This window comes from Veillonella rodentium, from assembly GCF_900187285.1.
In the GTDB taxonomy this organism is placed as follows: Bacteria; Bacillota; Negativicutes; order Veillonellales; family Veillonellaceae; genus Veillonella; species Veillonella rodentium.
Genome location: NZ_LT906470.1, coordinates 1,851,680 through 1,868,859, shown reverse-complemented (window position 1 = coordinate 1,868,859; position 17,180 = coordinate 1,851,680). Strand labels below are relative to the sequence as shown.

The window sequence follows — 17,180 nt, the reverse complement described above, 5'->3', positions numbered from 1 at the left end:
CAATGAAACTAAAACAGACTGTACTCATCATGATGACGGCGGCGTTGCCGCTCACATCCTTGGCGGCAGGCGATGTTATTCCTGTTACGAAGGATAACGGAACGGTGCAAGCCGAACAACAAGTCGACACATCCGCTCGCAAGGTGAATCGTAATGATTTGACGTATCGCATTTCCAGTACCGCTACACCGGAACAAAATCGTGCATTACGTACCGTAGCCGGTAAAGTTGACCGCGAAACTGTAGAAGTGGTAGCTCCTAATGCGGACCGCTATATGGACCGCAAGGAAGTCGGTGTATCTCCGATTGAATCCACAACGGATCACTTGGATCTCGTATTCCCTGAGGTAAAATCCGTCAGCCCTGTCGTGGAAAAAGCGATTAATACGACCATCAAGAAGTACGTTTCCAAGGTACAAAATGATGTGGAAAAATTAAATGCTAAGGAATCCGATAAGACAAATGTAGTTATGTACTACGATGTAAAAACGGATAAGAACGGCATCCTCAGCGTGTTGATTCACACCTATACGATGCGCGACAATGATGCAAACGGTGTGAACTTTGTAAAAGGCTTTACTTTCAATACCACGACAGGTCGCCAGATTTCCTTATATGACCTTGGCGGTATCAACAAGAAAGAGTTGGTAAATGCCATTAACAATAATCAGGATGTGAAGAACAAGCTCGGCAATGACTTTAAAATTGACAAATTGCCTAGCGAATTCTATACAACCGACGATTATTCCGTTGTGATGATTCTGCAACAAGATGTGGATTCCGCTCATAGTGCCGGTACCGTATATGTTCCGGTCGGCAATTTGCGGGATCATGAAAATGATGTAACAAAAAAATGATCTAACCTTGTGTGTCGGTTAGATTCATTGCGTGTATAGACAGTACTGTTTTATTGTGAAAGTTTATTATGAAAGCGGTCGTACCCGATGGGATGCGACCGCTTTCATGTGTCCGTTATATAAATGTTAGGTTATAGGGTATCTGTGTTGTATGAAAATCATATGGGGGGGTATAGAAAATGGAGCTAGTAATACTAGCTCCATCGTTGTTTTAAGACTTATTTTTTTGTGTTGCGCTGCGGCAATGGGAAGTGAATGTTCCCGTCCGAGCCGCCTGTAAGTGGTTCAGGCGGCAACTGCAAGAAGACATTATCATGGAATTTCTTTTTAAATGCTTTCATCGTCGATTTTTGGATGGAATCAACGGTAATGATGAGTGCACTCGTGTCCGTGTTCGGATAGATGGAGATGATCTTTCCTTTCGGTTCTTTCTCCTGATAGAGGGCGATGGCATCGGACTGATAATCTTCCAGTTGCACCTGTGTCAATTTACCTTTCGATACGACTACGGTTTTATCTAATTGTAAATCGTGAGCATCGGCAATCGCCTTGGCAACGAGGTCTACTTTCTTTTGATCCGTCAAGGAGGCATATAGTTGACCTGCTTCCCAGAAGAGGGCCCCGTCATTGCGGAATTTTGTAAAGTCATTGCCGTAATTTAATGCATTGTCGATGATACGGACCGTTTTGTTTTCCACCTGTTGTCTGAATAATGTATTGTGGAACGCTAAGGCTTGCTCCGTCTGTGTCATGCGATAGGTGATTTCCGCCGCTTCTGCACGGGTGATGTATTTTTCCGGATTAAATAAGGTGCCCGGTGCATAGTTTGTAAAGCCTAAGTATGCTAACTCGCGCACGGCGTCTTGCGCCCAAGGAGCGACGAATTTCTGGTCACCGTATGCGACCGTATCGAGAACGGTAGGGTCCTCAGTGGTATAACCTAGATAATGTATATAATTATCCGCTACTACGGCAAATTCCTGGCGGGACATGTATTTTTCCGGCTTGTAAGTGTCATCGCCGTAGCCGCTGATGATATTTTTCCGTGCCACCGATTCGATTGCGAGGGCGGACCAGCGGTCAGACGTTATATCCTTGAATTTGCTCGATAAAAAGGCGGCTTGTCCGTCATTTGTAATGTTATTGAAAAGACTCGCCACTTCTTCGCGTGTCATCGGTTGATTCGGTCTGAAAGTACCGTCCGAATAGCCTTTCATGAGATTCGCTCTTGTAACGGTACTGATGGAGTTAGCGGCCCAGAAATCGCTCGGCACGTCGGAGAAAATATAAGGGCGTACATTCTGGATATCAGCAGGACCACCGACAGGTAACTGCTGATTTACAACTGAGGTTTGTGTTTCCGTGGATAAATCGTTATTGGTCGGTCTCTGTGGATTACTTTCCGTTCTTGATTCCCTTGTTTCTAAAGCTGTTTGTGAATTGGTTGCAGCTGATGGCAAAGGGGATTTAGCATTTGTTATAGCTGATTTATCAGTTGCCGCAGCCGCGTGTGCCGACTGTGTAGCCGCACGAGCTGTCGATGGAACCGTATTGGCAGTTGCCGCAGTGGATGTTGTATTAGCTGCCGTCAGGCCGGTAGTCGCTACCAAGGCTCCTAAAACGAGAGCGTGCAATGTATACTTAGTATTCTTGTTCATAAAAATCCTTCCTAATCTTTGGATGCTAGGATATACCAAAGCAGCGTAATACTTACATGGTATACGCTGCTTTAGGTGATTGAGTATAGACGTGATTAGCGTTTAACTGTCATTTTTACTTTGGAACCGAACAATTTGGCGATGCCTTGTTGCGTTTCTTTCGATGCGGTAGATACTACTGCATAGAGTTGATTGTTTTCTACATCAGGGAATGTAGCCAGAATATTGCCGGCTTTTTCGTTTTTGCTGTAGTAGTTGCGGAAGTTCGCATCGATTGCATCGTATTCGGCCTGGCTGTATTGAGAAGGTTCCACCACAACGTAGTTGTTTATAGTGGAATCACCACGGGCTGCAAGGTTCGCTTTTACAGTAGGAATGTCGCTGTCCGTTTTTAATGCCACATGTAATTGGTTGTCGCGCCAATACATAACACCATAATCTTGGAAAGCATCATCGGTTTTGTATGTTTTATTCAATTCCGTGAACACTTTGTTCTCCAAAGCGGCTTGTTGCTTCTGATCCAATGCTTTTAATGTGCTGCGACGAACGGGGCGTACGTTGTAAACCGGTTCGGTTTTAGTTTCCTTAACCTCTTTTGCAGCTTTAACGTCCTTCATTTCCTTCTTTGCTTTTTTAGCGTCTTCTTTAGCGGCCTTTTCGGATTTCTCCACATCCGATTTCATGTCTTTATGTTTTTTTGATGCATCTACCGTTTTATCGGACTTGGACATGTCTCCCGCTACAGTACCGGCATCCATTCCGGCTGCTTCTGTTGTACCTTGTTTAGCTGTTGCCAAGCCGGCGCCGTTAAGTAGACGATGTAAAATCGTTGCCGCCTGTGCGCGTGTTACAGGTTGTTTCGGGTTAAAACTTTCTGTCGCACCGGAGGATACGATACCGCGTTGCGCCATGTATTGTACATCGGCTAAATATTCTTTGGAGATGCTTGCTTCATCTTTGAAAGCCACTTTCTCGGTTTTTACAGCAGGGGAGATGTTGAGTTTTTTCGCTAAGCTGGCAGCAGATGCGACAAATTCTTCTCGATTCATTGCCTTTGTAGGATTGAATGCCGTTTTAGACGTACCTTCCATAACACCTGCGGCACTTACCAATTTGATAGCGGAGTTAGACCAACGGTCAGCGGCTACATCGGAGTACGTAGTCGCTTCTTCCTTTGCTGTAAGAGCGGTCAAATCTTGAGCATTTAAATTGCTCTGTAACACTTTGCCGTAAATTGCGGCAGCTTGTTCACGTGTGATTTGTTGACTCGGTTTAAATGTGTTATCCGAGTAACCCGATAAATATCCGGCCTGTGTCATCGCTTGAATTGCATCACGTGCCCAGCTGTCTTTCGTATCGGAATATACGCCGACCGGTAAATTTTCTTTTATCGCTTTATGTGCCGTTGCGGTTTCCGTCGTTTTTGCACCGGTTACAGGTTTAGCCTCGGCCTTGGTCGTAGCCGCGGTGTGAGCTGTCGCCTTAGTATCTGCTGCTGATTTTGTCGCGGCAGCTGCTTTGGTTTCAGTATCCGCATTTTTTTCAGCGGTCATTTTGTCTGTAGAGGCAGCCTTCTGCGCGGTCGCTTTTGGAGCGGTTTTTGCAGTTGTTGCTTTTACAGGGAGCGGTTTAACCGTTGTGTTTGTCACTGTTGTCGTTTTGTTTTGCGTTGCGGTTGTTTCAGCGTGAGCCATGCCGAATGTGGATCCCAAGGCCAATGTAATTGCCAAGGATAAGGATAATTTATTTAGTTTCATGAAAAGGCTCCTTTCAAACTATACTTATATAAGTAAAATTATAGCACTTTTTAAATTGATGGACTACTATAAGAAAATGTAATATATGAGCATAAAAATTACATGAATTTAAGCATGTCGTCGGAGTTATATAAATGTATGATGAAAGTTCGTAAATAATGCAGCATGAATTTTAAATGGAATTATATGACGAACTTTGAATTCTATTTAATAAAAATGAATGGTGAATATTAAAACATAAATGTTTAGAACCGGGACTAAATATTTAGATCTATCTGCATCTATCTGCAAATATTAACGTCCGAAAATAAAATGCAAAAAACAAAAGAATGGATGTTTAAAAGTAAAAGAATGGATGTTAAAAAGGTGTAGACCGTTGCTGGTATGACAAATGATAAATATTTGCAAAATACAGGTTTTACAAGGCTTTTACAGAAAAAATTAATGGCATTTACAATATATGTGATAAAATTCAATGTTTCCTATGAGAAAAACGCATAACGATAGTTTAAATAAATGGGTTCATACTAATATAGCAATCCTTTGGACATTTCATGCATTATTAATTTATAATTATAACGATAAAGCTTTCGAATAGATATTTGAAAGCATAAGTAATGTTCAGGGCAGGTTTTTTGTGGGTTGATTTTACAAGAGATCTTGTCATCATACATACATATCAAAATTTTTTATTAGGTTAAGTACTAGAAAAGACGAGGACGATAATATGAAAATTCATCTTTTCCAACAGTGTTTGATTGACATGTTCTACCCTCATGTGGGGATGGCCGGGGTAGAAGTACTTGAAAGATTGGGCTGCGAACTCGTGGTTCCTAAGAAACAAGTATGTTGTGGACAAATGTTTACAAACTCCGGTTATAATGATGCGGCTATGGATGCCATCAAGAACACGATCGAATGCTTTGAAAACGCTGAATATGTAGTCAGCATGTCCGGCTCTTGCGCATTTGCAATTCGCGATGAATACCAGCATTTCTTGGAAGGTCAGCCTGAATGGCAAGCGCGAGCTGAAAAATTAAGCTCTAAAATCTATGAATTCACGGAATTCATTACGGATGTATTAGGTGTAGAGGATGTAGGGGCTCGTTTTAACGAAACCGTTACATATCATACATCTTGCCATGTTACCCGGTTGATGGGCGTTAAAGAGCCTCCTTTCAAACTCCTTCGCAATGTAAAAGATATGACATTGATCGAATTACCTCGTGCGGACCGTTGCTGTGGTTTCGGCGGTACTTTCTCGGTTAAAAACCCTGAAATCAGCGAAGTGATGACACGTGAAAAAGCATTGGAAATCGCCGGTACCGGTGCCAACGTTATTTCCGGTTCCGACCAGGCGTGTCTGATGAATATCGCCGGTATGCTCGATCGCCTTCATAAAGAAGGGGAAATCGACCGCCGTATTAAGGTAATGCATATTGCTGAAATCTTGAACTGCCGTTAAGGAGGAGACGACATGGCACTTATATATGACAATCGCCCCTATAAAACACGCATAAAAGAATGCTTGGCTGACGATTTCAAAGTTGCAGCCATCAAAAAAGCACAAGACGTGTTTTATGATAAACGTAATACCGTAGTTGCGGATGTTCCTGAATGGTTGGATTTCCGCGCTGAAGCAGCGCGTATACGCGACCACGTATTGAATAATCTTGACTATTATACAAACCAGTTTGCTGAAAATGCCGAAAAAGCGGGCTCCAAAGTTCACTTTGCTTTTGATGACAAAGAAGCGACTCAAATTGCATTGGATATTCTTCGTCAACGCGAAGCGAAGATGATCGTAAAATCCAAAACAATTTTGACGGAAGAAATTGGTTTGAACGAAGTGTTGGAAGAAGCTGGTATCGAAGTTAACGAAACTGACTTGGCTGAGTTTATCTTGCAAACTGCTGTAAGTCCTCCATCTCATATCGTTGTTCCCGGCCTTCACTTTGAACGTAATAAAATTCGTGAAATTTTCGCTGAAAAATTAGGCTATACAGGCACGGAAAATCCTACAGAAATGACGCATTTCGTACGTGGTTATGTGCGTGAACGCTTCCTCAAAGCCGATGTAGGGGTTAACGGCTGTAACTTTGCCGTTGCTTCCTCCGGTACATGTACTATCGTTTCCAACGAAGGTAACGGTCGTATGGCCAGTTCCATTCCTAAGACTCAATTGATCTTCTTGGGGACTGAACGTATCGTTCCTGATTTCAAAGCACTTGACATTATGATGGAAATGTTGAACCGCTCCGCAGTAGGTTCCAAGATTTCCAACTACTTCTCCATGATGACCGGTCCTGCTCGTGAAGGTGAAGCGGATGGTCCTGAAGAAACACATATCATCATCATCGATAACGGTCGTTCCGGCATCTTGGGCGGTACATTCCAGGATATGCTTCGTTGTATCCGCTGCGGTGCATGTATGAACATCTGTCCTGTATATCGCCATGTGTCCGGTCACGGTTACGGTTCCGTATATCCGGGTCCGATGGGTGCCGTATTGACTCCATTGTTCAAAGGATATGATGTAGCGGGTGATCTCCCATATGCATCCACATTGTGCGGCGCATGTACGGAAAACTGTCCGGTAGCGATTCCGTTGCATGAATTATTGATGGAACATCGTCATATTATGGCTGATATTGAAAAGACTCGTCCGAAAGCGGAAGAAGCTATCTTTACTGCTGCCGCGAAAATGTTCGGTAATGCTACATTATTCGACCTCGGTACAAAAGCAGGCGCTATCGGTATGAATTTAATCAGCAACAGCGAAGGCAATATGCCTAAATGGACACAAGCTGTTCCTGTAATGAACGGCTGGACCAAGTCTAAAGAATTGGGCTCCTTGAAGTTCAAGAAATTCCGTGATTTATATGCTGAACATGAAAAGAATAAAAAGAAGGAGAATAAATAATGGATGAAGCTAAACGTAAACAATTTATTGCACGTTTATCTCGTGCATTAGGCCGTGATCAGGAAATGTGCCCAGCTTTTGTGGAAGATTTTGATTACAGCCATGGTCCTCAAGAAACTATGTTCAAGGATTTATCTCGTGAACAAGTTATCACTATGTTCAAGGAACAATGTGACCGTGTAGGTACAAAATATGTAAATACTACGCCTGATAAATTGGGTGAAACTATATTGGCTGCTATTGAGGATTGGGGGAACGGTAAGGTTGTATTCCCAAGCTCTCCTGAGGTTGAACAATATAAACTAAAAGAATTGTTTGAACAGGATGAGGCTTCTAACGGCGGTAAACGTACGTATTTCCAATGGGATGCATCTAAAGGCCGTGAAGAAAATATTTCTAATACCGCTAATGCAGATATCGGTATTACATTCCCGTATTGCGGTATCGCTGAAACCGCTACTGTAGTACAGGCTTCCGGCGTTGAATCCGGACGTGCCATCAGCTTGTTGCCGACAACGCATATTGCCGTTTTATACACTAACAGTATCAATCCTCGTATGACACAGACTATGGAACATTTGACGGAACGTTATAACAATGATCCTGCTAATTTCCCTACAAATATCTGCTTGATCTCCGGCCCGTCCCGTACAGCTGATATTGAGCTGGTTACTGTAGATGGTGCGCATGGTCCTATTCAAGTAACATATATCTTAGTGGATTAATTTTCTATAAAACCTATTTGAACCGGTCTGTTCGGATAGTAAATCCTCCTGTGAAAGAATTTCTTTTCAGGAGGATTTTTTTGTTGCAATTTTTTCGATATATGCTATACTTTTCTTATAACCTATTATTAAGATATGAATTAAAGGAGAGCAATTATGAATATTCCATTTTTTCAAGATTACCTGATGCTCAGTAATCCGTTGAGTCTGGGAATCATTGCCGTGTTTATATTGGTATTATTCGACATATACAGATTGCAGCGCAAGGGCACGTCTTTTGGTAATCTAGTTATTATCGGTACCATCGCCGGTGCTATTATCGGTGTGGCCATTCAAATTATTGCGGGATTCCCGGATGATCCTTCACAGGTCGTGTATATTAAAGAAAGTACGAAATGGTTCTCTCTTGTAGGGGGCGGATTTATTGATTTGATCCGTATGCTTGTTATTCCTATCGTATTTATCTCTATTGTTCATGTAATTCTGCACATGGAGGCCGGTGCTAATCTTAAAAAACTGGTAGTGGCTATGGTGAGTACAAATCTCGGCATGGTGGCGGTGGCTGCTATAGTAGGTCTCGTTCTCGGCAATGCGTTCGGATTGGGTCAAGGTTTCGATATCGTGGAACAAGGTAAAAAGATTCGTGATATCAAACCGATGGTGGATACATTTCGCGCCTTGATTCCAAGCAATCCGATTCAGGCGGCGGCAGAGACGAATGTCATCGGCATCGTTGTGTTTGCCATCATCCTCGGCAGCGTTGCCCGTCTTTTGAAGCAGACGGGTACAAATTCCATGGAAGTATTCACGAAATTGTTTGATGAACTGCATCAATTGATTTCGTGGGTAGCTGATTTTATCATCGGCTTGATGCCGTACGGTGTGGTGGCGCTCTTGGCATCCACATTGGCTACACGCGGTTTACAGGCGATTCTGGACATGGGACTTTTTGTAGTTCTTCTCTATGCAGGTCTTTTGATCATGTTCGTTATTCAGGCCATTTTGATTACAAGCTTCGGGTATAATCCGATTACATATTTCAAGAAGGCTAAAGCACCGTTATTGTTGGCGTTTACATCCCGTTCTTCCATGGGCGTATTGCCGCTTACGGTGGAAACCTTGACGAAACGTCTCGGCGTTAATCCTACGACGGCGAATACAGTGGCATCTTTCGGTACAACGGCGGGCATGCAGGGTTGTGCGGGCGTATTCCCTGCATTAGTGGTTGTATATATCTCCAACGTGGCAAATATTCCTTTTGATTTGACTATGTACATCATGAGTGTTATCGTTATCGCTATCGGTTCCGTCGGCATCGCCGGCGTACCGGGGACGGCAACGATGGCGGCTTCCGTATCTCTTAGCGGTACAGGACTTGGTGCATACTTCACATCCATCAGTCCGATTCTCGCCATCGATCCGTTGATCGATATGGGGCGTACATGCCTCAATGTATCCGGTTCCTTGACGAATGCATTGGTAGTGGATAAAATCATGGGCACCATCGATAAGGATGCGTATAATAATCTAAATCAAGAAAATGTATAAAAGGAAAGAACAGCTTTCAGGCTGTTCTTTTTTCTTTCACAAAAATAAGTAATAATTATTACAAATTGTAAATCGATATATTTCTAATCGATATGAGAAAAGTGTCATCGGTAATACTATAATAGGTATGAGTATACGATATAAAAATCGATACAAAGTTGTTTATCATGCTTAATAGATATAAGCCAAGAGGGTAAGTATTATGATTACACAAGAAGTGAAAGAGCGCTTGATTGCGGATTATCCTAAGTTTGAGGATATGACGCGCAAGTTTTATAAAAAGGAAATGTCCATTGTTGATTATAAAGGACAGTCCGGTGCATTCGGCAGTTATGCGGAGCGCGGTGCCGAGACGGGTATGAGCCGCTGGCGGTTTAACGGAGGCCGTATAACTCGTGACCAGATGCAGTTTTTGGCGGGTGCTATTCGTAAATATAATTTAAAACATGTGCATTTTACGACGGGCCAGTGTCTGCAAATGCATGGCCTTGACGGGGAGACGATTCTCAGCCTTTTTAAAGAATGTTATGAACACTGTATTTACAATCGCGGTGCAGGCGGAGATAATCCGTCTAATTTGGTGGCCAGTATTTTGCGGGGCATTGATCCCCGCGAAACCTTTGATATTACGCCGTATGCAACGGCTATCGGAGAATATATTTTGGAGCAGATGTTCTTCATCAAGATTCCCCGTAAATTCAAGATGGGCATTGATAACGGTTTTGACAGCACGCCTCATGCGACATTTAAGGATCTGGGTTTCAATTTAAATAAGCACAATACCTTTGATGTATATGCCTGCGGAGGCATCGGGCCTAATCCTCGCATCGGTATTCCTGTGGCTCGCGATGTGGCGCCTGAGGATGTTTTGTATCATGTGAAAGCTATGCTCATGGTCTTTGCCAATCACGGAAATTTTAAGAATCGCGGTAAGGCTCGTACGCGATATATGCCGGCTGAAATGGGCGGTGCGGAGGCTTTCATCAAGGTCTATGAAGAAACATTGAACATGGTGAAAGAAGTGGAAAATCTGACCATTGATCCGGCTCGATATGCTTATGAAATTACGAAGTCCGGCAAGCGTGACGATTCTGTTCTGAATCATCGTATTCATCGACAGAAGCAGGAAGGGCTGTATTATGTGGAATATCATCCGGTCGGTGGCGATGCCGATGTAGAGCATCTGCTAGCGGCACTGGATTATGCGGTTACATTGGATCAGGTGGAGGCTCGTATTGCACCGGATGAAGCGATATTTTTCATCAATCTTACCGCGGACGAAGCTCGAAAAATTGCTTCTCTCACGGATGATAGTGCTGTGAATGACTTCCGTCGTTCCGTGTCCTGCGTAGGGTCGACGGTGTGTCAAATCGGAATGCAGGATTCCAACGGCCTTTTGAAAGCTATCTTTACCCATTTAGATGAAAAGGGTATCGATACGAAGAAGCTGCCACGGCTACATATCTCAGGATGTCCGCATTCCTGCGGCACACATCAAATCGGAGAAATCGGCTTTCACGGGTCCGTAAAACTGGTGGACAAGAAACCGCAACCGGCGTTTATCCTTGTGGACGGAGGATCGGAACATATGGGCTCTGAAAACTTCGGCAAGATGGCCGGGAACATCGTATCTACGAAGATCCCCGAATTTATGGAAGCGTTGGCAAATATTCTGAATGAAGCGCCTGAACCTGATTTCGGCGCCTGGCGATTGACGCATAAATCGGAGTATATGAATCTTATTAAATCATTTGAATAGAATATACCCTTATACTCGTACCTGAATTTGATGAACCATGGCGCAGGCGAGTATAGGGGATATTTTTATTTGTGATACAGTTTAAGATGCTGGTGTTAAATAAAGATAATGCCGGTTGTATGGCTTCTATATAGTTATGGGAAAATCAAAATCTAGAGATAACATCGGTTGTACGGATGTTATATAGCTATGAGGAAATTTAAATCTAGAGATAACACCGGTTGTATGGCTGCTGTATAGCTATGGAAAAATCAAAATCTAGATATAATTTGATTGTATGTGATATAATAGGCGGTATAGTATGTGTTTGGAGGATTAATCAGATGTTATTTACAGTAAATACAGAAGTCTGTACTCGATGTGGCCTCTGCGTAGCTGACTGTCCTACAGGACTGCTAGTGATGACCGAGGATGGGCCGGTAACGGGTAAGGGTGGCTGTATTTCTTGCGGTCATTGTGTTTCCGTATGTCCTACACTTGCTTTAGACAGTGATATGACACCGAGAAATGAACAAGTTGACATTATGAAAGAGCAAAAGCTGACGCCACAACAGGCGGAGTTGTTTTTGCGCAGTCGTCGATCTATCCGAAATTATCAGAATAAACCGGTGCCTGTGGAGCTGATTCGTCAGGTTTTAAACGTGGCGCGTATGGCACCAACGGCAACAAATACACAGGGTATTTCATATATTGTAATCCGCGACAAACAGACGTTGCATCGTATTTCGGACCTTGTTCTTGAGTGGATGCATTTTGCGGCAAAAACGGTGCCTATTATGCGTCTGTACGCTCGAGCGGCCCAAGCCGAAGTGGATAAGGGCAAGGATTATATCCTGCGAGATGCTCCGGCATTGGTGGTGGCTATAGGCTCGAAAAAAGATGTACATCGAACTCATGATAGCGGGCATTCTTGTTTATCTTATGCGGAATTATATGCTCCGACTGTCGGGCTCGGTACGTGCTGGGCGGGGTTCTTTGAACACGCCGGTGAAGCGGAATACGAGCCGTTGCTAGAATTGATAGGTGTACCGGATGATAAGGTCATTGCCGGCGCCGTTTTGATGGGATATCCTAAAGTGCGATATCGCAATATTGTTGAACGACAACCTTTAGAAGTCACATTCGATACAGAAGAATAAAGATTATAGGTAATAGATAATAGATGTTTAGTGCTGATTTTGTCTATAATCCGGAATTCATAATAAAGAGGGCTGCACGCTCGATATGATGAAAACATATTGAACGTACAGCCCTCTTCGTATATAGTGTTAGTGTTTTGGAGTATGCTTAGTTGGCGGATGTAATAGATCCTTTGAATGTATCTTTGATGAACTGTTTAATTGCATCGGATTTATAGATATCCGCAATTTTCTTGTAAGTTTCATTATCCTTATCCTGTTCGCGAACGGCGAGCACTATAATTGTTAACAGCTCGTCCTTCCCTTCCCAGAAGAAGCCCTGTTTATCTACATCGAGACCTGCGCTTTGAACGTAGTTCATCGGAATAGCGGCGATTGTGACGTCATCGAGACTGCGTGGCAATTGAGCTGCTTCAAGTTCCTGGATTTGAAGTTTCTTAGGATTTGAGGTGATGTCCGCTACGGTCGCTTTAAAGCCGACGCCGTCTTTCAATGTAATGAGCCCCGCTTTAGCGAGTAATGCAAGACCGCGGCCGCTGTTGGTCGGATCATTTGGAATCGCTACGATGGCACCTTCCGGTACATCCGCTACGCCGTGTACGGAATTACTATATAGACCCATTGGCAGTGACACCGTTTTGCCGATAGGAACCAGGTTGGTATTGTTTTGCTTATTGAAGTTTTCCAGATACGGTTGATGCTGGTATGCATTGAGTTGAATATCTCCGTCCGCAAGTGCCTTATCCGGTGTTACGTAATCGGAGAATTCGACTACCTTGAGATCAATACCCTGTTTCTTTGCTTCCTTTGCTACCGCCTCAGCTACCTGCGCATGCGGACCGGCTGTAGCTCCGATCTTGATCTCTTTAGGAGTATTTGATTGTTCGTTGCTGCCGCATCCCGCAATGGCGAATGCTAAAATGCCGATGAGGACAGGAGCGAGTAATTTTTTGATTTTCATATACACATATTCCTTTCTGTAATAGATTATTTTTTATATCCTATCATTGAAATGGGTTCTTGTACATAGACTAAAATATACCGGTTTGCTATAGATTTTAGTTATGACATGATGTATAGTAGTCTTATTGAACTATGATATACTGAAAGTTATAGAGCATTATATACTATATAATATAATGCGTATTAAATATTTTTATTGGCTTGGAGCAATAATATTTAATCTTATTTATGTAACGATTTTTATACGATGTTTAGGAGGGCCTATGTTTAATTTTGATTTCTACAATCCTACACATATTGTTTTTGGTAAAGATAGATTGGCTGAATTGGATACATTAGTGCCGAAGGATGCCAAGATTCTAATTACTTACGGCGGCGGTTCTGCAGTGCGTAGCGGTCTTATCGATCGAATCACAAAGTCACTTGGTAATCGCAAGGTGGAACAGTTCGGTGGTATTGAGCCGAATCCGTCCCTTGAGACTTGTGAACGGGCGGTAGCTTTCATTAAGGACCATGATATGGATTTTATTCTTGCCGTAGGGGGCGGATCCGTTGTGGATGCGACGAAGCTCATCGTGTTGGGCGCCAAGTATGACGGACCTGTTCTGGATGTATTGAAAGCAGGGGTTCCTGCAGTACCGACGTCCATGGTGCCTGAAGCGGTTCCGTTCGGAACGGTTATGACACTGCCTGCAACGGGGTCTGAAATGAATAATGGCGCCGTTATTACTTATGGGGACGGTAAGTTCCCGGTATTCAGTGATTTGGTGTTTCCGAAATTCTCCATGCTTGATCCGACACTTACTTTCACATTGCCGGAGAAACAGGTGAAAAACGGTGTTATTGATACGTTTGTACATACGACGGAACAATATTTGACATATCCCGTGGACGGGCGCATTCAGGACCGATTTGCGGAAGGTATTTTGCAAACCATGATTGAAATCGGACGTCAAACCGTCGAAGAGCCGGAAAATTACGATGTTCGAGCGAATCATGTGTGGGCATCGACCTTGGCGCTGAACAGCCTCATCGGTGCCGGTGTGCCGCAAGATTGGGCGACACATCTCATCGGACATGAATTGACCGCCGCATATCATTTGGACCACGGTATAACACTGGCAATCGTGTTGCCTGCACTGTTAACGGTGAAAAAGGCGGACAAGCTCGATAAATTGGTTCAATATGCGGAGCGTGTATGGCATATCGACGAGGGGTCGAAGGATGAAAAGGCTGATGCGGCTATTGCGAAGACCCGCGAGTTCTTTGAATCGCTCGGTGTGTCTACACATTTGAAAGATTATGATTTGGACGAAACGTCCATTGAACGCATCGTTAAGCAACTGGAAGAGCATGGAATGGTAGCCCTTGGCGAACATGGTGACATTACGCCGGATGTGACGCGGGAAATTTTGAAACGTGCTTTGTAATAATATTTTATGTTAAAAAATGGAGTCGAGACGATGAATATATCTCAGCCCGATGAACATCATGGGGCGACTGTAAAAAAACGCAGTTCCTTTTCCTTTGCACTGCCCATTATGATTCCCATGGGTATCAGCTTTTTCTTTATCGGGCTCGGCTTCGGTCTATATGCGACGAGTCAAGGTTTTCCGTGGTGGGTTCCACCCGTTATGGCGGCAACTATTTTTGCAGGATCGATGGAATTTGTTACCATCGGAATGCTCATGGCCGGCTTTGATCCGTTTAATGCATTTCTGTTGACCATGTTTGTGAATGGTCGTCACTTTTTCTACGGCCTGTCGATGTTACAGCGCTATACCGATATGGGGTGGAAATGGTTTCCTACGGTGGCCTGGATGTGTGATGAAAGCTTCGCTATCAATGCGACCACAACATTACCTGATGATGTGGATAAAAAGTGGTTTTACTTTCACGTGTCCTGGTTGAATTATGTGTTTTGGGTGTTCAGCACCTTTGTCGGTGGACTTTTTGGGAACTTATTGTCCACCGTTGACTTGCGCGGTATCGACTTCGTGCTGCCCGGACTGTTTATCGTGGTCTTTTTAGAAATGCTGTTAAACGCTAAAAACAGGACCATTAAAATCTTTGGATTGTGTGGTGCCGTGGTAGCTACCGTAATGCTGATCCTCTTTGGCAAATCGGCATTTATGCTGTTATCGATGACCGCGATGCTCATCGCCTGCTATGTGGCGTATAAGTGGGGAGGTGTACGCCTTGACTGATATGGAAATGGTTATGACCGTCGCCATCGTCGTGGCGGGTACCTTATTGACCCGCTTCGGCGCTTTTCTTATATTTCCGCCCGGCAAGACGGCGCCACCGTTTGTTCTGTTTTTGGGACGGGCCTTGCCGTCTGCCGTAATGGGTATGCTTGTGGTTTATACCGTGAAAGAAACAAAAGTACTTTCCTATCCATACGGCATACCGGAACTTATCGCTGTTATGATTACGGTGGGGCTGCACCTGTGGAAACGTAATATGCTCCTCTCCATCGCGGCGGGAACCGTTGTTTATATGATGTTCGTACAACTCGTATTTAATGTGCCGAAATAAAGTAAAAAGAACCGATTGATTTTCAAAGTTATGCGCTTCTCGGAGTCGAAGTATTTTGAATATCAGTCGGTTCTTTTTTCTATTAATAGGATTAGCGGATATTTTTAGATAATGATGCATGAAAGCATATTGGACACCGAGCGGACTTTGAGGCATATAGTTTGAACAATAATGATGACCTGCTTTCATGCGGGAAAAGTATTCTATAAAAATGAAATCCCCCTTTTCGTCAAACGACTTGGCGCGGCTTCGCAAAGCGAAGCCGGTGGCCTTTGAGACTTGACGGAGGGGGGAGTTCATCAGTTTTGTAATAGTGCTCGGATAGGAAAGCAGGTCATCATGAGTAACAATCTATTTAAGCTTCAAAATGCGCTCAAGCCCTTCTGCGGTATGATGATTTTCTAAAAATGCCCGCTGATCCAACAGCTCCATTACATCCATGTCGATATTGGTGAGCTTGAAATCGAACACGTCGAAGTTTGATTCCATATGGTTTAATGTGCTTGCCTTAGGTAATGGAATGATGCCGCGCTGGATGTGCCAGCGGAGAATGACCTGGTGTTTTGTGACATTATATTTTTCGGCGAGGCTTTTGATAATCGGATGGTCAAAAATCGGTTGTCTGTCTCTTGTGAACGGAGACCATGCCATACCGACAACTTGATGTTTTCTCATGACCTGTAAGAGGGATTGGCGTTGGTTGAACGGATGACATTCAATCTGATTTACCACCGGCTTTATATTGCAGTGATAGAGCAGATCGATGAGGCGGTCTTCGTAGAAATTGGAAAGACCGAGTCCGCGCAATACGTTTTGATCGTACAATTCCTCCATGGCGCGCCATGATCCGTAGTAATCGCCGATCGGTTGATGGATGAGCATGATGTCGATATAGTTGGTGTCCAGTTTTTTCAGAGAGCTTTCAACGGCACGCATCGTATTGTCATAGCCCGCATCGGAATGCCATATCTTGGTGGAGATAATAATATCGGTTCGTTTAATATCGGATGATTTGATGGCTTTGCCGACGGCTTCTTCGTTGTCGTAGTAGGCCGCCGTATCGAGCAGGCGATATCCTGCGGAGAGTGCATTCGTCACGACCTGTTCCGTTTCATCGGACGTTCCCGTCCTGTATGTGCCGAAGCCGATAGACGGAATGAAGCTGCCGTTATTTAAAATTCTGAAATCCATGCGTTCTTCCATGGGAGCCTCCTCTATATTGAGTATATGAATGGTATAGTCTTTGATATTTAGATTCTATTACTATTATAACAAATTAATTTCAGATGATGCTGTGAAGGGAAAGTGACCGG

Annotated in this window: 14 protein-coding genes; 10 read left to right on the top strand and 4 right to left on the bottom strand. The window is 43.7% G+C overall.

The window, feature by feature from the left end:
• The first annotated feature begins 2 nt into the window (after nt 1–2).
• Entirely contained in the window at nt 3–857 is an 855-nt protein-coding gene (locus CKV62_RS08610) for a polysaccharide deacetylase family protein (RefSeq protein ID WP_095066541.1), read from the top strand.
• 218 nt (nt 858–1,075) lie between these two features.
• Here CKV62_RS08610 and CKV62_RS08605 read toward each other — a convergent pair whose 3' ends face one another.
• Nucleotides 1,076–2,515: an S-layer homology domain-containing protein gene (locus CKV62_RS08605; protein WP_095066540.1), complete on the bottom strand. Its 1,440-nt coding sequence runs from the start codon at nt 2,513–2,515 to the stop codon at nt 1,076–1,078.
• A gap of 95 nt (nt 2,516–2,610) precedes the next feature.
• A complete protein-coding gene (locus tag CKV62_RS08600) occupies nt 2,611–4,272 on the bottom strand; it encodes an S-layer homology domain-containing protein (protein WP_095066539.1) in 1,662 nt (553 codons plus the stop codon).
• A 727-nt stretch (nt 4,273–4,999) separates the two neighbouring features.
• Between CKV62_RS08600 and CKV62_RS08595 the strand changes: the two genes are divergently transcribed.
• The 6 genes from CKV62_RS08595 (at nt 5,000) to CKV62_RS08570 (ending at nt 12,366) form a co-directional block, all read left to right on the top strand.
• A complete protein-coding gene (locus CKV62_RS08595; protein WP_038117313.1) occupies nt 5,000–5,737 on the top strand; it encodes a (Fe-S)-binding protein in 738 nt (245 codons plus the stop codon).
• A gap of 12 nt (nt 5,738–5,749) precedes the next feature.
• Entirely contained in the window at nt 5,750–7,195 is a 1,446-nt protein-coding gene (locus CKV62_RS08590; RefSeq protein WP_095066538.1) for a LutB/LldF family L-lactate oxidation iron-sulfur protein, read from the top strand.
• Nucleotides 7,195–7,920, top strand: a complete 726-nt coding sequence (locus CKV62_RS08585; RefSeq protein WP_038117310.1) for a LutC/YkgG family protein — start codon at nt 7,195–7,197, stop codon at nt 7,918–7,920. The genes CKV62_RS08590 and CKV62_RS08585 overlap by 1 nt, the downstream gene beginning before the upstream one ends.
• 156 nt (nt 7,921–8,076) lie before the next feature.
• Nucleotides 8,077–9,468 carry a cation:dicarboxylate symporter family transporter gene (locus CKV62_RS08580; RefSeq protein WP_095066537.1) on the top strand — a complete coding sequence of 464 codons (1,392 nt, stop codon included), beginning with the start codon at nt 8,077–8,079 and terminating at the stop codon, nt 9,466–9,468.
• 202 nt (nt 9,469–9,670) lie between these two features.
• Nucleotides 9,671–11,227, top strand: coding sequence for a nitrite/sulfite reductase (locus CKV62_RS08575; protein ID WP_095066536.1), 1,557 nt, complete (start codon nt 9,671–9,673; stop codon nt 11,225–11,227).
• A 323-nt stretch (nt 11,228–11,550) separates the two neighbouring features.
• Nucleotides 11,551–12,366 (top strand): nitroreductase family protein, encoded by an 816-nt coding sequence (locus CKV62_RS08570; protein ID WP_095066535.1) that lies wholly within the window; start codon nt 11,551–11,553, stop codon nt 12,364–12,366.
• Nucleotides 12,367–12,514: 148 nt separating this feature from the next.
• On the opposite strand, the gene CKV62_RS08565 is transcribed toward CKV62_RS08570, so the two are convergent.
• On the bottom strand, nt 12,515–13,327 hold the full coding sequence (locus CKV62_RS08565) for a MetQ/NlpA family ABC transporter substrate-binding protein (protein ID WP_095066534.1): 813 nt from the start codon (nt 13,325–13,327) through the stop codon (nt 12,515–12,517).
• Between the two features lie 265 nt (nt 13,328–13,592).
• Between CKV62_RS08565 and CKV62_RS08560 the strand changes: the two genes are divergently transcribed.
• The 3 genes from CKV62_RS08560 to CKV62_RS08550 all read left to right on the top strand — a co-directional run bounded on the left by CKV62_RS08560 (nt 13,593) and on the right by CKV62_RS08550 (nt 15,867).
• A complete protein-coding gene (locus tag CKV62_RS08560) occupies nt 13,593–14,759 on the top strand; it encodes an iron-containing alcohol dehydrogenase (protein ID WP_095066533.1) in 1,167 nt (388 codons plus the stop codon).
• 111 nt (nt 14,760–14,870) lie between these two features.
• Nucleotides 14,871–15,536: an AzlC family ABC transporter permease gene (locus tag CKV62_RS08555; RefSeq protein ID WP_095066728.1), complete on the top strand. Its 666-nt coding sequence runs from the start codon at nt 14,871–14,873 to the stop codon at nt 15,534–15,536.
• The gene (locus CKV62_RS08550) at nt 15,529–15,867 is read left to right on the top strand and encodes a branched-chain amino acid transporter permease (protein ID WP_095066532.1); all 339 of its coding nucleotides are present in this window, start codon (nt 15,529–15,531) and stop codon (nt 15,865–15,867) included. Before CKV62_RS08555 ends, CKV62_RS08550 begins: the two co-directional genes overlap by 8 nt.
• Nucleotides 15,868–16,218: 351 nt before the next feature.
• Here CKV62_RS08550 and CKV62_RS08545 read toward each other — a convergent pair whose 3' ends face one another.
• The gene (locus CKV62_RS08545; RefSeq protein ID WP_095066531.1) at nt 16,219–17,070 is read right to left on the bottom strand and encodes an aldo/keto reductase; all 852 of its coding nucleotides are present in this window, start codon (nt 17,068–17,070) and stop codon (nt 16,219–16,221) included.
• Nucleotides 17,071–17,180 lie beyond the last annotated feature (110 nt).